Genomic DNA, 17,653 nt, shown 5'->3' with positions numbered 1-17,653 from the left:
ACAACGACAACCAGCCCAAGGAGCCACAAGCCTAGCCCCTCATAAAACGACATTCACCCCTGCCCAACCGGCCAAGATGAATGTCGTTTAACCGGCCATGCTGCTTGACGCTCTCCACTCGACCGTCCCGAAAGCGACGCTGTCGATGACCAAGGCCTTGAGGAGCATCTCGTAGCGTTGAACGCGAAGCAGAAAACGCCCAAGCCTTTGGTGGACTGCCGTTTGTTGCTCTTGAAGACCGTCAGACACCGGCTCCGCCGAAGCGACCGATGCGGGCTCAACGCAGCCCGAGCCATTCATAGGCGTCCTCCCGTTGTTCAGCGCCCAGAATCTCCGCCCCGTAGTCGAACATCTCGTCCTTGGTGTCCCCGTGGGCGTAAACACGCTCGCTGTCCCCAGCCAGCAGCTGCACCTTTGACTGCAGTAATGAGAGGCCGTGAGGCGTGAGGTGCTGCTCCTTCAGCACCCGGATGGAACCATCACCCATCGTCAGCGACATCGGCCACTTGCCATACTTGGCATGGAAACCGGTCATCGCCGCCACACCGCGCGCAAGAACGCCGCCGAAACTGAGGACCGCGGGCTCAGCGGCTTCGGCGGCCAGTGCCCCTGACTTGAGGACGCGTGGCTCGCCATCAAGACAATCCCAGCGGTCTCGGTATCGCTCGATCTTGTCGCGCTGCTCCTTGTTTCCGCAGAAGATCGCGAATCCGCCGTTGAGCCACGGCCGACGAAGCCGCATGACGTCTTCCGCAGGCATCACCCAAACGCTGGGCTGTGACTGCAGGTCGGAAAACTTCGGGTAATGCAGGAGTACGAATACGAGGTCGACCTTCTCGGAGTGGTCAAACTGACCTACTCCCCATTTGCCTCCGCCCTGGATCGCCTTCACAGAGATTTGGAAGAGCTTGCCAGCCGGTGACTTCGACATGATGTCGACCGTCTTGGCGTTGCCGAGGGTGAGCGCCGTCTGGTGGCCCAGTCGGTGCAGCTTCTCCATCACGGCGAACTCTCCCGCCATGCCGGTGTGATGTCCTTTGTCGCCCACGCGTTCTTCTCCTGTCGATGTTGTTGGTTATGCCACTGCGCGAGCCGAAGACGTTTTGGCGCTCGGCGTTCTTTCAGAAGACGAAGCGCCCCATCTCTATAGCTCCTGACGGCATTGGCGACGGTGGACCGTGCAGGCTAAGCGGTGCCGCGGCAGCGAGGATAGTCCGGGCATCCCCAGAACTCATTGCCAGCGTTGGCCCCCTTCCTGGCGGTTCTGCGGACCATTGCCCTCGAGCACTTTGGGCAGGCCGGTGTCGTTGTAGACGCAGCCTGAGGCGCTGCTTTCCGTGCCGCAGGCGAGACGGGCTGGCCAGCGCGCGAGCTTGCAGCCTGCAGCAGCTTGTGCAGCTTCGGGCCGTCAATCAGCGTGACGTTCCGGCCACTGGCAAAGTCTTTCGCATCATCGGTAAAACGGCCTGAGGTCACGACAAATCCGCCGGCAGCCCCCTTGGCTGCCATAACGCCATACAGCTCACGCACGACCTGTACGCCAACCTTGAAGGCGTGCCATTGCTTACACTGCACGAGGAAGCTCTCGCTACCTTTGCGCAGCACCAGGTCGATGCCGCCATCAGCCCCGCCGCCCCCGGATTCAAGAACGCTGTAGCCCTGCTGGCGAAAGCCCTCTCCAACCAGCAGCTCGAACTCTTGCCAGGTCATGCCATCAATGACGCTTGAGACCGACGAGGCCGTCACGTTGTCGACAAGCGCTCGACGGACGCGGCGACGCCAAGCGGACACGCCCGCGCCGATAAGGCATAGGAACGGAATGACGTACTGGGCAAAATTTGCGAGGCCGCGCCAGACAACACCAAACATGACGCCCGTCATGTCGCCCGGCTTTGTGGCCACTTGCACGGGCGCCGCGGAAACGCTATGGAACACCACGTACGCAAAGCCGGCCATGAGAAGCCCGACATACCAAGGAAGCATTGCGACTAGGTCTATGAGGTCCTCTGCAAAACTGCTTTTCTTACGTCGTGCCATCGGGTGAAGAGCCTGTGAAGGAATGGCCGGCAGTTTGCCTGAGGCCGAGCCTCACGAGCGTGAAGGAATCGACATTTGCTGCGAGAAGAGCGCGGCCCTCAAGCACCGCAGGCATCTTGGCCCACAAGTTTGATAGAACTTGGCACCGCCCGAATCGTGCCCGTTGCTATCCTTCAACCGCGTTACTTGAGCTGCAGCTCCGCAGTCCTCCATCAAACATTTCGGAAGACGGCGAGCTTCTACTCAGCGGACATCGCCGGCGATGGCAGCTTTGCGCCTCGTAGCCACCTCTCCTTCGCGAAGCGATGTGTCCTGACCTGACCCTCGTCGTCGCCGGCCGGGCGCCCGCTTCTGGCCGGCGGCGGAAGAACGTCTGTCGAGGGCCGACAGCACGCCCGGGACGCGTTAATGCATGACGATGCGAGCCCAGGTCTAGTCCACAAGTTCTGTAGCCGATTCACACTCTGCGGACGGCGCCTCCGAACCTGGCACGGGACGAGAACCCCACTTCAGAATGGAATGTCGTCCGGGTCTTCGATGCCGCTCGACCCCTTCGGGGCTGCCGGCGCGGGGCCGGTCGAGGCGCGAATCGGAGCGCGCGGCGCCCGCGAAACGGCAACTTCCCTGCCTACGCCCTCCTCCCCTGACGAACGTGGCGTCGCCTCGGTCCCGACATCCGTAAGGGCCTTCTCCAGCGCCTTTTCCACCGCGTCGATGCGCTCCTTGCAAACTCGATAGGCGCTCACCGACTCTTCCACGATGGAGAGCAGGTCGTCAATGTTCGGCTCGGTTTGGTTTCTCAGCGTCTCTGCGTGCCCTTGGAGAACGCCATAGGCTTCCCTGAAGGTCATGGTCTCATTGGCCATCTACAGCGCCTTCCTTTCCAGTGTTTGCGTCGTGCACGGTGGTTTGCACGACGCCGTCGTTGAATGTCACTTCCATCCGGCGCGCCTGCTTGGCGGCCCTCGCACTCGTCACAGTCTTTCCGTCTTTTGTCTTCACCACAGCGAAGCCGCGGGCTAGCGTCTTCTTCGGACCTTGGCCGGTCACTTCCCGGACGAGCCCATCTGCGCCTGCTTTTGCTGTCTTGACTGCTTGCTGGGCGCGCTCGAAAAGAGTGAGTCGCGTTGTCGCCAGGTTGTGCCTTGCACGATGCGCCTGCGTCTCGGATTGCTCCAAGACGGCGGGAAGCAGCGCCTGCACGTCCGCTTTCATCGACCGCACGGCTGCGGTGGAGAGTTCCTTGACGCTCGCCATCGCGCCGGGGGTCGCCTGCTTAGCATGGGCCAGGTGCTGCTTGGCCTCATCCTGTACTTCGCGAATGGCCAATTCACTCGCATGTCGAGCCTCATGAACTTGGCTCTGCGAGGCGAGGCGAACCTGGTTGATGCCCGATTCGTTTTCGGTTCGAGCGGAGGTGAGCGTGGCGCGCGCGGATGCTCGAATTTCTGAGTCCAGGCGCTCTGCGTCTATGGCCGCACGCTGATTGAACCGACGCGCCTGCACGATGATGCGGTCATAGGCATCCTTCGCCTCGCGTGCGCGCAGAGCAATCTGCTTCTCGACCGCTGCGACTACCTTGCTGGGCGTGTCGAAGCTGCGATGCGCCACCTCGTCCAGGATGGTGCTGTCCCGCTCATGGCCGATGCCCGTGAGCACGGGTACGTCGCACCTACAGATGAAGCGCGCCAAGTTGTAGTCGTTCAGCCAAGCCAGGTCGTTCACCGCACCGCCGCCGCGGATGATGATGAGTGCGTCCAACTGGGTCTGGCCGGCGTCCCTGATGCCCGCCTCGATGGCTGCAAGGATTTCCGCGGGCGCTCCTGCTCCCTGAAAGCGGCTGTGGGCATAGAGAAACTCGCACACGCGGTGAGCGTGAAGCCTCTTGGCTTCAGCGTCGAAGTCGCCCAGGCCTGCAGCACCTTGCGGCGCCACCACCAGCACTCGCGAAAAGTCCCACGGGGCCGGCAGTCGCTTGTTGCGGTCAAGAATCTGCTCCGCCTGCAGCTGCTCGCGAATCTTGCGCTTCTGGGCCTCGAGGTCACCGAGGGTGTACGAGGAGTCGATGCCCGTGATTTCAATGGAGAAGCCGTACTGGGCCTTGAATCCGGGCTTGGCGAGAACGAGCAACTTGATGCCAGGCGCGAGCTGAGCGCCGGTAGCGCGCTCGAACTCGGGAACGATGCGGTCTGCCGTGCGCGCCCAGATGGCGCCCCGCGCCTGTGCAACGACGGAACCGCTTTCGTCGCGTTCCGACAGCTCCAGGTACACGTGCTTGTTCCTGGTTGTGACGTTCACGACGTCAACACGCGTCCAGACGCCCTGCTGATAAGCCTGGGCAACAGCCCGTTCGACGCCCGCCAGCAGCTGGGAAAGGCTTACGCCCGTTGGCTTCTCGGTTGGACTTGTCTCGATGGGCGCAATGAGGTCCGTCGATGTCGTGGCGCCACTCGCAATCGCACCTTGGCCGGCCGGAAGCCAAGCTTGAAACGGCGCTAGCTCGAGACCTGCCGGGACGTACCACTTCTTTTGCGCCGTATCCCAGCGAGCGCCCTGTGCCTTGGCCTTGTCCTTTTGCGAGAACGGAACGGTGAGGTACGTGTTGTCCATGTGCTCCTATCGCCCCCCGGAAAGGAGCAACGCAGCCAGCAGGCCGAGTCCAACCAGCGCCGCGGCGGCGTTGTCCGGCTTTTCCGGGAGCACCTGGACACCCTGCGCCTTGAGCTGCTTCTCGATGGTGTCCGCTCGATGGAGGACAGCGCTGGGCGACTCTCCGAGTTCAGCGCAGACTTTGTGCAGTTGGGCCAGATTCATTACCGAGTCGCCCTTCTCCAGTCGCGAGTAGGCGGACTGCGACAAGCCAACGCGTGCGGCGATGTCGCCCTGCTTCTGTCCGCGGTCTTCGCGCATCGAAGCGAGGATTTGCCCGACCACCGCGGGGTACGCCAAAGCACCCTCTGGACGGTCAACTCTTGCGTTCTTAGACATTTTTGCGTTTAATGCATACATGAGCAAAACAACAAATTGTATTATGAACCGAATCGCGGACCTTTCCAACCTGCAGCAGTTGCTGCCCGGCACAGTGCTGCGGATTAACCGCGGGCTGTACGACCACGTAGCACTTCTTGGCGAGCGCGCCTGGACGGGTGAGCGTCATGTCCTGTCCTTCGGCCCCGGGCCAACCAGCCTCGTGGAAATGCCGTTCTCGCAGTTCGCGGGCGACAGGGCCGTCGTGGTGGACGGCTATCCAGGGCGACTCGCACCTGAGGCCGTGCTTGCGCGAGCCAGGCAAGTCGCCGCCCGTCGGCGCTATTCGTGGCTCGGATTCAACTGCGAGCATTTCGTGCGCACGGCACACGACGTAGCAGTCGAGAGCCCGCAGCTAGCACGGGCGTTCTTTCTGGGTATGGGTGCGGTTCTGTTGACCTCCTGACAGCCAGGCCCCGTGCTGCATTCGCACGGCAGTTCCTCATTGCCTTCGGCGCCGGTGGCTTGAGCGGCCTTGACCTCAGATTCCCACAACCACCCAGGGTCGCGGGGCACTACCACCATGACATTAGCAGCGGCCCCCAGACGCGAGGCTGGCCGTAACACATTCGTCTGCACTACTGCCAGTTCCATCACGGATTGAGGGTCGGCGAATCCGCCCGTTCTGGCGAATCCTTGACCGCGCACTGTATCGTCAACCTCTATACAAAATTGCGTTCCTATGCCCGCCGAGAAATCAATCTCCATCAGCTTCCGCGTCACCCCCGAATTCAAAGACCTGCTCGAACTTGCTGCCGCCAAAGAGCAACGTAGTCGCACCAACCTCCTCGAGAAGCTCCTCTTCGATCACTGTCGACAGGAAGGCCTGATTCCTGCCGGCGTTCCCCGCCGTCCTGTCTGGGTGCAGGGAGGTGGTCAATGAGCGCCGCCAATGACCTGCTGAAGAAGCTGCTCGACTACGTCCTGGAGCAGGACAAGGAAATCGATCCTCGCGGCTTCAACATCGCGAACCACGCAGGCTTCAAAAAGGCCAAGCGTGACCTCCAGGGCTTGCCCGGCGTCGACTTCGACCTCAAGGTCGAGGGTGACCACACTTGGCTGAGAGTTGCGCGACTCGAAGCGACATCGCCTCCGGCCTTGGCGGAGAGCGCGTGGAAGCGATTCATCCAGGTCAGCCAAGACCCGACGGGAACTGCCCCGCGCATCGACGACTCGGCGTTCAAGCACTGGCTCACGCTGCAAACGCAAAACTTGAACGAAGAGTCACGTCCGGCGTTCGAGGAGCGAGCGAATGCAGCCGTCGAACAGACCCGCGCCACCTATCTTCCACTTTGGACAGCCTGGGCCGAAGGCGAAAAGCCGCGGCGCAGGACGATGAGCCTCTACTCAGACTTCTTTGCGCTCAAGCACCAGCTCGAAAGCGAGGAAACCGCAAAGCCTCAGGAGCTCATCTGGGGCCTGGGTGTTACTGCATGGAAGCTCCACTTCGAGGAGCGGCAACGGCGCACCACCGGCGGCGCCATCGCGGATTTTCAGTACCCTCTGATCACTCAGGCCGTAGAGCTCTCCATCGCGGCGGACCTTGCCATTGAGCTCAGGCCACGCGCGGTAGACCCCCGCTTCGCCTTCGACGCGTTTACCGCTTGCCAGCTTCCAAGCGCAGCCGAGGTTGAGCGGGTCGCACGGGAAGCACTGAACTCGAACCCGGACCACATCGTCAGCCCTTTTGACCCTGCCAGCTATGAGCCAGTGCTCAAGCTGATCCAAGGCAACCTCCACGACAAGGGACACTTGGAGACCAATGCGTCTGCGTTCCCCGTTCCAGGCGATGACCTGGTCGTGTCGGACGCTTGGGTGCTGCTGGCACGCCCTCGCTCGAACAACTTCCTGCACGAAGACATCGAGCGCCTGAAGGCAAACCTCGGTGAACACGCAACCATCCCCCTCGGGCCACTCTCGCTTGTCACGCCGCCGTCGGACGAGCCTCTGTACTTCGAGCCGGTCTCGTTCAGGGGTCTCTCTGGCTCGTCGGGAGGCCCAAGTGCGAAGGGTGCGCCGAAGGAGCTTTACTTCCCGCTCCCATACAACCATCAACAGGTGACCATCGTCGAGCAGCTCGAACGCTCGGAAGGTGTTGCCGTTCAGGGACCACCAGGAACGGGCAAGACGCACACCATCGCCAACATCATCTGCCACTACTTGGCCAACGGCCGGAAGGTGCTTGTCACTGCAAAGGGCGAGCAGGCGCTCGAAGTCCTGCAGTCCAAGATTCCCGAGGAGGTCCGGCCCCTCACGGTTGCGCTGCTGTCAGGCGACCGTGAGGGCATGCGCCAGTTCCAGAACTCCATCGAGGCCATCATCCATCGGGTGTCGCAGCTAAACGTGGATGTCGTCGAGGAGCAAATCCGAACGGAACACAGCGCCATCGACCGGGCGCATAGCGAGCTTGGAGCCATCGACCGACGCGTCGACGAGATTGCGCTCACCCAGTTGTCCGACATTACGGTCGATGGCGTAGAGATGCGAGCGCAAAAGATGGCCGAGCTGGTTCTGACAGGCGCTGAACGGCATGCGTGGTTTGATGACGAACTCTCGCTCGCAGAGGTTCATGCGCCTCCCTTCGGGCCTGCGGAGGCCGCGGAACTTCGTGAAGCGCGGCGGCGCCTTGGCGCCGACTTGGTCTACGCGACGGCAAAGATTCCTTCCAGTTCTGCCCTCCTCCCCGCAAGCTCCGTCGGAGAGCTCCATCAAGTTCTTGTGGACATGCGCGAAATCGAGGCCGCAGAGGCCGGTGGCGAGCTACTGCCACTTCGGGCGTCGACGCCGCAAGTCATAGCGGACGCTCGCCTTCTGTTGGAGCAGGTGGAGTCGGCGGCAAAGCTATCCGGCGAGCTTGAGGAAACCGGGGAGCTCTGGACCAGAGACCTGCGCAAGAAATGCGGCCAGGTCGAGTTCGCGAGTGAACGCGAGGCCCTTGAAGCCCTGTTCGGTGAAATCGATTCGCTAACCGAGGCTCGCGCAGAGTTCCTCAAGCGACCAGTGGAAGTTCCTGAGGCGGCGCTGGCTTCCCCGAAGGCACGTGAGGCAGTCGGTCGCGCAGCAGACGGCGGTAAGCCATTCGGGTTAATGAGCTTCGGCGCCGGCGACGTGAAGGAACATGTGAATGCCATCCGGGTGGCTGGGCTTGCCCCGGCGAGCGCGGATGACTGGAAGCATGTGCAGCGCTACTTGGGACTGCACGAGCAGGTGCTCTCTTTCAGCGTGCGCTGGAACCAGTTCGCGGAGCTACTTTCGGTTCCCCCGGTGCAGGGCGGGGTCTCCGCTCTTCGAAAGATCGAGCTCGTTTCGGTCAACGCGCGAAAGGCGCACAAGCTGGCTACGAACCACGACAACCACATGCCCCAACTCGCAGCTCGCGTGTTCGCCAGCCCTCCCGCCCAGATCGTTCGAGGGACGTCTACGCAGCTGAACGAGGTTCGAAAGCACCTTCGCAGCCATCTCTTGCGATTGGAACTGGCACAGGCAGCATCCACGTTGGCAACGCTGCAGGAAAAGCTGGCGGGCACGTCTGGTCCCATCTCCGTCGCTATCCGCGAATTCGTCGAGAAGGACCTTGGGAACCAAGCGATTCAACCCGAGCGCGCCGTCTCCAAGTATGCCGAGTTGCTTAGCGAAGTGCGTCGCATCGAATCCTTGGCACATGACCTGGGCAACGTGAACAGTTTTGCGGACCGCCTCGAGCGTGCCGGAGGAGCGAAGCTCGCCGCAAGGGTACGGTCCGCCATGGTCGGCGCCGCGGGGGACGACGCTGTCTTCCCTCTCAGCTGGCGAGATGCCTGGACCTGGGCTCGGATCAAGACTCATCTCGAGGGAATCGAGTCGCGAGAAGAACTCCGAACTCTGGCTGCCCGCCGGCGCGATCTGGAAACGGGGTTGGCCAGGCTCTATGAAAGCACCGTCTCCAAGTCGGCCTGGCTGTCGACGAAGCGAACCGCCTCGGCCAAGGTGCTTTCGGCGTTGGAAACCTATCGGACGGCCGTGCGTCGTATTGGCCAAGGCACCGGTCCGAATGCGACGCGGCACCGCCGGGATGCCCAGAAGGCGATGAACGACGCCCAAGCCGCCGTGCCGTGCTGGGTCATGAGCCATGCCAAGGTTTCGGAGACCTTGCCTGCCGAGCTCGGTTGCTTCGACCTGGTCATCGTCGATGAGGCAAGTCAGTCGGACCTCTGGGCGCTACCCGCCGTCCTGCGTGGCAAGAAGATACTCGTGGCCGGCGATGACAAGCAGGTGTCTCCCGACGGAGGCTTCATGGCCGCGACGCGCATCCAGGAGTTGCGAGATCGGTTCCTGACCGACCAACCCTACGCGACGGTGCTGACTCCTGAGAAGTCCCTGTACGACATCGCGTCGACCGTCTTCGCCGGACAGAAGGTCATGCTACGGGAACATTTCCGCTGCGTGCCAGCCATCATCGCGTACAGCAACACCTTCTACGACGGGTTCATCCAGCCGTTGCGCATTCCCAAGGCTTCGGAGCGACTCGACCCGCCGCTGGTAGACATCTACGTCCCCGGCGGAAAACGCAGCGCAAAGGATGTGAACCGGATGGAGGCCCAAGCCATCGTCGAGGAAGTCGAGGCAATTGTTGCCAACCCGGCGTTTGCTGGACGAACCTTGGGAGTGGTATCGCTCCTCGGCCCCGACCAGGCCAAATACATCGACGAGTTGGTTCGCTCGCGTGTCGACGCAATGGAGCTCATGCGTCGGCGATTCGATTGCGGCGACGCCCGCCTCTTTCAAGGCAGCGAACGGGACATCATGTTCTTGTCCATGGTTGCGGACCCCACAAACTGCCGGGCGCTCTCCGGGAACATGTTCGAGCAGCGCTTCAACGTGGCGGGAAGCCGAGCGCGAGACCGCATGTACCTAGTCCGTTCCGTTCAGCTATCCGAACTCTCTCAGGTTGACATCCGAAGGGGCATGCTGGAGCACTTCGGGAAACCTCAGGACGGCCGTGGCCATGGAGAAGAGGCTGGCAAGAGCCTCATCAACGAATGCGAATCCGGCTTTGAGAAGCAGGTCTACACCGAATTGCACAGCCGTGGCTATCGCGTGGTGCCGCAGGTGAAGGCCGGCTCGTTCCGCCTGGACATGGTGGTGGAAGGAGCGGACGACTGCCGCCTTGCCATCGAATGTGATGGCGATGAGTTCCATGGGCCGGACCGCTGGAAAGCCGACATGAGTCGTCAACGGGTCCTCGAACGCGCCGGGTGGACGTTCTGGCGATGCTTCGCGTCGACCTGGTCCCTGAACCGTGAAGAGGTACTGCAAGAACTGCTGGCAAGGCTGACTGCGATGGGGATCGAACCCCTTGGTGCGCTCGACCGGATTCCGTCCTTGGTGGAGTACCGGGAATGGGCACCGGCGCCCCCTGCAGACGAAGAAGACCCGGTCGCGGAAGCGCTGAAGACGGCGATTGATGCAGCGTAGGTCTGGCTTGGAAGTTGAACCGAGGAACCACCACATGTTGAGTCAACGGATCGTCGACTTCATTGATCATTTGATGCCGCTGTACACGCAATAGTGGGCTGGCCCTGCCCTTTGCGCGCGCAGCCTTTCCGATGGAACACTGATCCTCGCCGTGGAAGAGCCGGACGGTGAAGAAGGCGGCTGCTTATCCGTGCATTGGCAAGGAAACCCTGCTGGCGCAGAAAGCGACCGTTGAAGCACTCCCAGTGCGCCATCGTTCAGTTGCCCGAATCCAACATAAGTTTAGAGCACTTGCATCAAATTGTCCATGAGCCTTCCGGGCGCCAGGGGCCAAAGCCGCCCATTGCCCTCGACCGCTTGTGGCCGTCCAGTAACCTTGACGGAGGTCAGCTTGACTTGCCGTCGGAAGACCGAATTGGGCACGGAGCCGACGAACGAGGTGCACGCCTCGTGACTGCTTAGCGTTTGTTTCCCGGCGACGATTTGTTTTGCAGCTGAACTACCTTCCTGGCCGCGAGCACCAATTCGCGCCCGTGCCTGAAAGCTGACCTTCGGCGTGATCGCCGAGCTTTTTTACCTTCGCAGACAATGGAGCCCTGCGCGCCGATGTGTTCGCTGGTCGCATTGTCGATGCCCTCATAGGTCACATGAAGAAGTTCGTCATCTCTACGCTGGTCGCCACTCTGCTTGCTCCGGCCACTGCGCAAACGCTCGTTTGCACCAGCGAGATCGGCAGGCTGTTCGGCTCCCGGCAGATTGAAATTGTGCGCAGCGGCGACGGCATAACGGTGCGCGCATCCAATGCGTCGAACGATGAGTTTGCGTATCAAGTTCTTGCCGAGAGCAAGACACTCGGGGCATTCCGTGCGGTTCGAATGACTAAGCCCGCTGGCCCGCCCGGTGCGCTGGACGCCGTGCTGGGCGGGGAACTGTTTGTGCGCCGCGACGGCGCTTCTCTTCGGGCGTTTGCTACAGGCTCGATGACGTCCGGCGAGGTCAGTTCCGAACAGTTCGTCTGTCGGTAATTTGGGCCGCCTTCAGCGTTTCAATGCTGACGCCGTCGGGGAAGTTGATCTACGCTTCCCGAAGCTTAGGTCCGCTCGGCGAGTGAGGTTTCGGCGACCGTTGTCATTCGGCCGCCAAATTTGAAGGAATGCAGACGGGCTGGATGAGTCTTTCGGGGGAATCGCTCTTCCCCCTCCTCTGCCCTGGGCCGAACGCGCTGGGTTTCAGCTTTTCGATGGCTCCCATCCCGCAACCCCGGATCGGGTCCGATAAACCGGGGTTACCGCGCGATTGCAGACATCAAAAAAGCGACGGCTCTTCAGGCGGTGCCTTCGGGGCACGCGCCAGCTTCGCCTTGGGCTCCTTCGGGGGCAGTGGCTCCGCCGTCATCGCGAGCCGCTCGGCCGGGAACTGCAGCATGAAGTCCATCGAGCGCTCCGGCGGCGCGTCAAGCCACTCGCCGTACTGCGCCTCCGGCAGGATCACGACCATGCGCTTGTCCTGCATCTCGGGAGGACGTTTCGGATCGGGCCGATGCATCAGCCTGAAGTGGGGATGCGCGTCCGCGTTGATCGTGAGCATCGTGAAGCTCAGCGCCCACTGGCTGGTCTCCGGGTTCTTCCAAGGAGACCACAGGCCGGCCACGCCCAGGGTCTCGTCGTTCGCCGCGGTGAACCGGGTCGGGATGAACTTGCCTGTGCGCCAGTCGGGCTCGTAGATTGCCTCACACGGCACGATGCAGTGCCGCGCCTTGGCCCACGCGTGCTTGAAGCTGGCCAGTTCGCGCACGGTCTCGGTGCGGGCGTTGTAGGTCTGCAGGCCGTACCTCACCTCTTTGGCGAAGCCGGGCAACAACCCAAAATGGCCCTCGACCAGCTCGAAGTCCGGCACCGCCTCGTCGCCCGACTCGCGCTCGGGCGGCCGACGGATGAACGGCGCCATCTGCGTCGGGTAGATGTGCAGGCCACCCGGCGGCGGCTCCCAGCTCGGCGGCATGTGGATGCCGAAGTGTTTCTCGATCTGCTTGCGGCGCTTCTCGGCCTGGTAGTGGCTGCACATGAGCGCATTTTGCGGGAGTCCGATGGGTCGATTGCGCGCTGCCACTGCGCATTCGGCCACGGCGGCAGCCCGTCATTGAGCCGTCGGGTGCTTCCCCCGCCCGCCCGCTAAATCCGACTCCGATGAAAGCCGACCCTTCGGGGCCTAACTTACGGCATACTGGATGTCCATACAGTATTTGGAGCCCGCAATGGCCGCCCTTCTGGAGTGGGCCGACGATGACGACGCGCCGGCCCCGCCGCGCCGTCCGTCAAAGCCCGTCCTTGGACCGGGCGAGCTGCCTGCGTCCGTCGAAGCCGCCCTCTGGCGCGGCGATCAGCTGGGCTCACCGGTCACACGGGTGGTGCCCACCGGCTACCCCTCGCTGGACGGAGAACTCCCCGGTGGGGGTTGGCCCGCTCGCTCCCTCACCGAGGTACTCCAAGCCCAGCCAACCGTGCTCGAGTGGCGGCTCCTGGCGCCGGCCATGCGCGAGGTGGTCGCGAAGGGTGAAGACATCGTCATCGTCGGCCCCCCGAAGGCTCCGCACCTGCCCGGCCTGCGTGATGAAGGCATTGACGAGCGCCGCCTGGTCTGGATCCAGGCGTCAACGCCGGCCGAGCGGCTGTGGGTCACCGAGCAACTGGTGAAGGCCAACGCAGCCGGCATCGTCGTGTCCTGGCTACCGCAGGCGCGCCAGGAACAGATCCGCCGGCTGCAGGTGTGCGCGCAAAGCTGCGACAGCCCCGTCTTCCTCTGCCGCCCGGCGGCCGCGGAGCACGAACCGTCCGCGGCGCCGCTGCGGGTGCAGGTCTGTGTGGGCGTCGATTGGGAACTGCGGGTCCATCTGCTGAAGCGCAAGGGCGGCGTGCATGACGGCGTGCTCCACCTTCCCTCCATTCCCCGCGGCCTCGCGCCGCTCATCACGCCCCGGCTTTCGAAGCCGAGCGTTCTCCTGGCCGCGCGCAAACCGCGCGCCACCGCATCAGAGACTTCCCATGTTCTGGGCAGCGCTACTTCCCGACCGCCTGCTCACCGACTCCCAGCGCATTGAAGCCATTCGCGGCCTGTCGATCTGGTGCCTCCAGTTCACGCCGCGCGTCAGCGTCATCGACGCAGCTTCGGTGTCTTCGGCGGTCGTGATGGAGCTCGAGGCGAGCGTGCGCCTGTTCGGCGGCAAGCGCAAACTCGTGGAGCGGGTGAAAGTGGAAACCCAGGAGCTGGGCGTTGGCCAGCTGGCCTGGGCCCCGACCAGCCTGGCGGCGGTGGCCGTGGCCGGCAACGGTCAATCGAACGGCTTTGCCAAACCTCTTGAGGCACTCCTCGACGACCTGCCCGTTGAGGTGCTGGCACCGGTCGCAGCGCATGCCGCCATCCTCGCGCGCGTGGGCTGCCGGACGCTGGGCCAGGTGCGCGCCCTGCCCCGCGGCGGCCTGAGTCGACGGTTCGACAAGGCGTTGGTGGAAGCGCTCGACCTGGCCTATGCGCTGAAGCCTGAAGCGCACGCCTGGGCAACCCTGCCCGACCGCTTCGAAGCCAGGCTCGAACTGATGTCGCGCATCGAACTCGCACCGGCGATGCTGTTCGGTGCGCGCCGGCTGCTTTTGCAGCTGTGCGGCTGGCTGGCGGCCAGACGCTCTGGCGTCACCGCCTTCACCCTGAAATGGTGCCACGACGCCATGCGGGCCAAGACGGCCGGCGATGGCGGCGAGCTGACGGTTAGAACCGCCGAGCCGACACGGAACATCGAGCACCTGAGCCGCCTATTGGCGGAAAACCTGGCGAAAGTCGAACTACTCGCACCGGTCGGCGACCTGGCCATGACCGCGGACGACGTTCGCCCGCTCGAAGAGGCCAGCTACTCGTTGCTGCCGGAGACACTGCCTGATGGCGAAGGGCTGGCGCTGGTGCTCGAACGCATCGCCGCGAGGTTGGGCCCTGAGCGAGTGCTCCGACCTGTCGTGGCCGAAGACCATCGCCCGGAGTGGATGTGCCACTGGCAACCAGCGCCGGAGAAGCGGCCACGGCTGATGGCGCGCAGCCTCGATTGCCCCCAGCCCACGTTCATCCTGCCCAAGCCGCTGCGTCTGGCGTGCCGGGAATCCCATCCGCTCTATCAGGGGCCGCTGCAACTCCTGGCGGGCCCTCACCGCGTCGAGTACGGCTGGTTCGACCGCGTGGGCGAGCGACCCTGTGACCGGCAAGGAGAGGCGGCATCTCCAACAGCGTCGGGAACGCGCCATGTCTCGCGCGACTATTTTGTCGCCCTGAGCGAGCACGCCGGCGTGCTCTGGATCTTCCAGACCCGCCTCGCCAATGAAGAAAGCGCCTGGTTCCTCCACGGCATCTTCGCCTGATCCATGGTCGCCCTCCCCGACTACGTCGAGCTGCGCTGCATCTCGAACTTCACATTCCTTCGCGGCGCCAGCCAGCCGGACGAACTGGTCGAGCGTGCTTCAAAGCTCGGCTACCAAGGCCTGGCGCTCACGGACGAATGCAGCCTGGCGGGCATCGTCCGCGCCCATGTGGCTGCCAAGGAGCACAACCTGAAGCTGTTAGTCGGCAGCCAGTTCCAGGTCGACTGCGACTACCCGTTCACGCTCGTCGTCTATGCCTGCAACCTGAACGGCTACGGCAACCTGTGCGAGTTCATCACGAAACTGCGGCGCCGCTCCGCGAAGGGCACCTACGAACTTCCATTTGCCGACCTGTCCGCCTCAGCACTCGAGGACTGCGTGGTCGTCGCGTGTCCGAAGCGGATGTCCTCGCCCGCACAGCTCGAGTCGGTCGGCCTCTGGCTGCTCGCTCAGTTCCGGGGGCGATGCTGGCTCGGCGTCGACCTGCTGCGCTTCATCGACGACGAGATGTGGCTCTACCGGCTGCGACAGCTCAGCGAGCACACGGCCATTCCCCTGGTCGCCGCCGGTGACGTGCAGTTCCACGTGCGGTCGCGCAAGCCGCTGCACGATGTCCTGACGGCCACGCGTGTCGGCCGGCCGGTGACCGAATGCGGCCTGGACCTCCAGCCCAACGCGGAGCGGCATCTGCGAACGCGCCTTCGCCTCGCGCAGACCTACCCCGAAGACCTGCTCGCCGAGACGCTCCATGTCGCCGCCCGTTGCCAGTTCAGCCTCGAGGAGTTGCGCTACCAATACCCGGACGAGGTCGTCCCGGCCGGTGAAACGCCGGCGTCGTACCTGCGCCGCATCACCTACGAGGGTGCGGGGCGGCGATGGCCAGAGGGGATGCCCGCCAAGGTTCAGCTGCAGATCGAGCACGAACTCGAACTCATTGCCGACCTGCAGTACGAGCACTACTTCCTGACCGTCGCCGACATCGTCCAGTTCGCGCGCTCGCGCCATATCCTGTGCCAGGGCCGCGGCAGCGCCGCCAACAGCGTGGTCTGCTACTGCGTGGGCGTCACCGAGGTGGACCCGGCACGCATGAGCGTCCTGTTCGAGCGTTTCATTTCCAAGGAGAGGAACGAGCCGCCGGACATCGACATCGATTTCGAGCACGAGCGTCGGGAAGAAGTCCTCCAGTACCTCTACCAGCGCTACGGACGGGACCGCGCGGCCATCACCGGCGTCGTCATCAGCTACCGCCCGAAGAGCGCCATCCGGGATGTCGGAAAGGCCTTGGGCTTCGACCTGGAGGTGGTGGAGCAACTGGCCAAGGACCACAAGTGGTTTGACGGCCAAACAGTCATGCCCGAACGGCTGGTTGAGCTCGGGCTGTGCCTCGACGACCTGAAGGTACGGCAGCTGATGCTGCTCACAGGCCAGCTGCTCGGCTTTCCCCGCCACCTGAGCCAGCACACAGGGGGTTTTGTCCTCACCCGGGGGCCGCTGTCGCGCATGATCCCGATCGAGAACGCCAGCATGCGCGACCGCACCGTGCTGGAATGGGACAAGGACGACCTGGATGCGCTCGGCTTCCTGAAAGTGGACTGCCTGGCGCTGGGCATGCTGACGGCCATCCGCAAGTCCCTGGCGTTCATCGGCCTGCGCAAGGGCTACGACTTCGGCATGCAGGACATTCCGGCCGAGGACCCGGTCACCTACGAGATGATCTCGCGCGCGGACACGGTCGGGGTGTTCCAGATCGAGAGCCGCGCGCAGATGAGCATGCTGCCGCGGCTCAGGCCCCAATGCTTCTACGACCTCGTGGTCGAGGTCGCGCTCGTCCGGCCGGGGCCGATCGTCGGCGGGATGGTGCATCCCTACTTGCGCCGGCGCCAGGGCCTGGAGCCCGTGACCTACCCCAGCGAGGCGCTGAAGGAGGCGCTGGGCCGCACGCTCGGCGTGCCAGTGTTCCAGGAACAGGTGATGCAGATTGCAATGCTGGCGGCCGGATTTACGCCGGGCGAGGCGGACGGCTTGCGGCGCGCCATGGCCGCGTGGAAGCGCAAGGGAGGCCTCGAGCGCTACTACGCCAAGATCGTCAACGGCATGACCGAGCGCGGCTACGAGAAGGCGTTCGCCGAACAGATCTTCGAACAGATCAAGGGGTTCTCGGAATACGGGTTTCCCGAGAGCCACGCGGCTTCGTTCGCATTGCTCGTCTACGCCAGCTGCTGGATCAAGTGCCACCATCCGGCGGAGTTCCTCGCGGCCATGCTCAACTCGCAGCCGCTTGGCTTCTACAGCCCGAGCCAACTCGTGCAGGACGCCAAGCGGCACGGCGTCGAGGTCCGCCCGGCCGACGTCCTGCACAGCGACCTCGACTGCACGCTGGAGAACCTGTCGCATCGCCCGGCCGTGCGCCTGGGCCTGCGCATGCTCTCCGGGTTGCGATGGGAATCAGTGCAACGGATCGTCGAGGCCCGCGGCGAGAACCTGTTCGACAACGCCGAGGATCTCGCGCGTCGGGCCGGACTCGAGCTCCACGAGATGAAGCTGCTGGCCAGCGCGGATGCGCTGAGGAGCCTGAGCGGGCATCGCAGGAATGCGGTATGGGACGCATCGGCGCAGCGTGGATGGCGTCAAGCAGCATGGCCGGTTAAACGACATTCATCTTGGCCGGTTGGGCGGGGGTGAATGTCGTTTTTTATGGGGTTAGGGTTGTGGCTCCTTGAACTGGTTGTCGTTGT

13 protein-coding genes are annotated in these 17,653 nt (G+C 63.4%); 7 read left to right on the top strand and 6 right to left on the bottom strand.

The features are described 5' to 3' along the window. Window positions 1-277: 277 nt before the first annotated feature. The 5 genes from ACSFBL_RS34995 to ACSFBL_RS34975 all read right to left on the bottom strand — a co-directional run bounded on the left by ACSFBL_RS34995 (window position 278) and on the right by ACSFBL_RS34975 (window position 4,986). Window positions 278-1,048 carry a hypothetical protein gene (locus ACSFBL_RS34995; protein WP_435520403.1) on the bottom strand — a complete coding sequence of 257 codons (771 nt, stop codon included), beginning with the start codon at window positions 1,046-1,048 and terminating at the stop codon, window positions 278-280. A gap of 137 nt (window positions 1,049-1,185) precedes the next feature. After that, window positions 1,186-2,037 carry a restriction endonuclease gene (locus tag ACSFBL_RS34990; protein WP_435520402.1) on the bottom strand — a complete coding sequence of 284 codons (852 nt, stop codon included), beginning with the start codon at window positions 2,035-2,037 and terminating at the stop codon, window positions 1,186-1,188. A gap of 509 nt (window positions 2,038-2,546) precedes the next feature. After that, entirely contained in the window at window positions 2,547-2,903 is a 357-nt protein-coding gene (gene xseB, locus ACSFBL_RS34985; protein WP_435520401.1) for an exodeoxyribonuclease VII small subunit, read from the bottom strand. Further along, window positions 2,893-4,647, bottom strand: a complete 1,755-nt coding sequence (xseA, locus tag ACSFBL_RS34980; protein ID WP_435520400.1) for an exodeoxyribonuclease VII large subunit — start codon at window positions 4,645-4,647, stop codon at window positions 2,893-2,895. The genes xseB and xseA overlap by 11 nt, the downstream gene beginning before the upstream one ends. Window positions 4,648-4,653: 6 nt before the next feature. After that, window positions 4,654-4,986, bottom strand: a complete 333-nt coding sequence (locus ACSFBL_RS34975; RefSeq protein ID WP_435520399.1) for a helix-turn-helix domain-containing protein — start codon at window positions 4,984-4,986, stop codon at window positions 4,654-4,656. 82 nt (window positions 4,987-5,068) lie between these two features. Here ACSFBL_RS34975 and ACSFBL_RS34970 point away from each other — a divergent pair, with 82 nt between their 5' ends. From ACSFBL_RS34970 to ACSFBL_RS34955, 4 genes are all read left to right on the top strand, one after another. After that, on the top strand, window positions 5,069-5,470 hold the full coding sequence (locus ACSFBL_RS34970; protein WP_435520398.1) for a hypothetical protein: 402 nt from the start codon (window positions 5,069-5,071) through the stop codon (window positions 5,468-5,470). 276 nt (window positions 5,471-5,746) lie between these two features. Next, window positions 5,747-5,947: a type II toxin-antitoxin system TacA family antitoxin gene (locus ACSFBL_RS34965; RefSeq protein ID WP_435520397.1), complete on the top strand. Its 201-nt coding sequence runs from the start codon at window positions 5,747-5,749 to the stop codon at window positions 5,945-5,947. Further along, complete coding sequence (locus tag ACSFBL_RS34960; RefSeq protein ID WP_435520396.1) at window positions 5,944-10,518, top strand: AAA domain-containing protein; 4,575 nt, start codon at window positions 5,944-5,946, stop codon at window positions 10,516-10,518. Before ACSFBL_RS34965 ends, ACSFBL_RS34960 begins: the two co-directional genes overlap by 4 nt. Window positions 10,519-11,165: 647 nt before the next feature. After that, window positions 11,166-11,543, top strand: a complete 378-nt coding sequence (locus ACSFBL_RS34955) for a hypothetical protein (RefSeq protein WP_435520395.1) — start codon at window positions 11,166-11,168, stop codon at window positions 11,541-11,543. A gap of 280 nt (window positions 11,544-11,823) precedes the next feature. Here the strand turns inward: ACSFBL_RS34955 and ACSFBL_RS34950 are convergent, their stop codons facing one another. Next, a complete protein-coding gene (locus ACSFBL_RS34950; protein ID WP_435520394.1) occupies window positions 11,824-12,582 on the bottom strand; it encodes an SOS response-associated peptidase in 759 nt (252 codons plus the stop codon). 190 nt (window positions 12,583-12,772) lie between these two features. Between ACSFBL_RS34950 and imuA the strand changes: the two genes are divergently transcribed. Genes imuA through ACSFBL_RS34935 form a run of 3 tightly spaced genes read left to right on the top strand, consistent with a single transcriptional unit; the run spans window position 12,773 to window position 17,600 of the window. Further along, window positions 12,773-13,615, top strand: coding sequence for a translesion DNA synthesis-associated protein ImuA (imuA, locus tag ACSFBL_RS34945; RefSeq protein WP_435520393.1), 843 nt, complete (start codon window positions 12,773-12,775; stop codon window positions 13,613-13,615). Next, window positions 13,560-14,918, top strand: coding sequence for a Y-family DNA polymerase (locus tag ACSFBL_RS34940; protein WP_435520392.1), 1,359 nt, complete (start codon window positions 13,560-13,562; stop codon window positions 14,916-14,918). Before imuA ends, ACSFBL_RS34940 begins: the two co-directional genes overlap by 56 nt. Window positions 14,919-14,921: 3 nt before the next feature. Next, window positions 14,922-17,600 (top strand): error-prone DNA polymerase, encoded by a 2,679-nt coding sequence (locus ACSFBL_RS34935; protein ID WP_435520391.1) that lies wholly within the window; start codon window positions 14,922-14,924, stop codon window positions 17,598-17,600. The last annotated feature ends 53 nt before the right edge of the window (window positions 17,601-17,653 follow it).

It is taken from the genome of Variovorax glacialis, from assembly GCF_051216375.1.
In the GTDB taxonomy this organism is placed as follows: Bacteria; Pseudomonadota; Gammaproteobacteria; order Burkholderiales; family Burkholderiaceae_C; genus Variovorax.
This window is presented reverse-complemented; position numbering and strand designations above follow the sequence as displayed.

What these genes read in the sequence shown, in the direction of transcription:
- ACSFBL_RS34990 (WP_435520402.1), bottom strand. Translation starts at nt 2,037, where the DNA reads ATGGCACGACGTAAGAAAAGCAGTTTTGCAGAGGACCTCATAGACCTA.
- ACSFBL_RS34940 (WP_435520392.1), top strand. Translation starts at nt 13,560, where the DNA reads ATGTTCTGGGCAGCGCTACTTCCCGACCGCCTGCTCACCGACTCCCAG.
- ACSFBL_RS34965 (WP_435520397.1), top strand. Translation starts at nt 5,747, where the DNA reads ATGCCCGCCGAGAAATCAATCTCCATCAGCTTCCGCGTCACCCCCGAA.
- xseA (WP_435520400.1), bottom strand. Translation starts at nt 4,647, where the DNA reads ATGGACAACACGTACCTCACCGTTCCGTTCTCGCAAAAGGACAAGGCC.
- ACSFBL_RS34950 (WP_435520394.1), bottom strand. Translation starts at nt 12,582, where the DNA reads ATGTGCAGCCACTACCAGGCCGAGAAGCGCCGCAAGCAGATCGAGAAA.
- ACSFBL_RS34960 (WP_435520396.1), top strand. Translation starts at nt 5,944, where the DNA reads ATGAGCGCCGCCAATGACCTGCTGAAGAAGCTGCTCGACTACGTCCTG.
- xseB (WP_435520401.1), bottom strand. Translation starts at nt 2,903, where the DNA reads ATGGCCAATGAGACCATGACCTTCAGGGAAGCCTATGGCGTTCTCCAA.
- ACSFBL_RS34955 (WP_435520395.1), top strand. Translation starts at nt 11,166, where the DNA reads ATGAAGAAGTTCGTCATCTCTACGCTGGTCGCCACTCTGCTTGCTCCG.
- ACSFBL_RS34935 (WP_435520391.1), top strand. Translation starts at nt 14,922, where the DNA reads ATGGTCGCCCTCCCCGACTACGTCGAGCTGCGCTGCATCTCGAACTTC.
- imuA (WP_435520393.1), top strand. Translation starts at nt 12,773, where the DNA reads ATGGCCGCCCTTCTGGAGTGGGCCGACGATGACGACGCGCCGGCCCCG.
- ACSFBL_RS34970 (WP_435520398.1), top strand. Translation starts at nt 5,069, where the DNA reads ATGAACCGAATCGCGGACCTTTCCAACCTGCAGCAGTTGCTGCCCGGC.